The sequence below is a fragment of the Legionella lytica genome (genome assembly GCF_044626755.1).
Taxonomy (GTDB): Bacteria; Pseudomonadota; Gammaproteobacteria; order Legionellales; family Legionellaceae; genus Legionella; species Legionella lytica_A.
Genome location: NZ_JBGORX010000033.1, coordinates 1 through 398 on the forward strand (window position 1 = coordinate 1; position 398 = coordinate 398).

Below are 398 nucleotides of genomic sequence, written 5' to 3' on the forward strand. Positions count from 1 at the left end.
GCTTGCGCTTCATTGACGGTGCGCTGCTCATTGCGGACTAAGTCCTGTAAACGAGTTTGCTCTTTATTTAATTCTTCTACTTGGGTTTCTAAAGACCCTACTTGAGAGTACAACTCCTCGTTGCGCTGCCCCAGAAGCTGGGCTTTCTCAGTCAACTGCGTGTGCTCGTCTTGCAAAGACTCCAAACGAGTTAACGTCTCGTGGGCAGCCAATTGCGCTGTCTCGGTGGCCTGTTGCTGCTGCTTTAACTCCTCAATTAAACGCAGGCGCACCTCTTCACTGGTTTGATGAGAGCTGTGCAATTGCTCTTGTAAGGAGTCGTTCTGTCTATTTAATTCCAGCGCCTTCCCTTCCAAGCGGCGCACGACCTCAACCTGCCTATCCAGTTCACCTTGCAC

General features: G+C 50.8%; 1 protein-coding gene. It reads right to left on the bottom strand.

The window, feature by feature from the left end:
* On the bottom strand, window positions 1-398 hold a 398-nt coding region (locus ACD661_RS16950; protein ID WP_400189012.1), incomplete at both ends, for a hypothetical protein.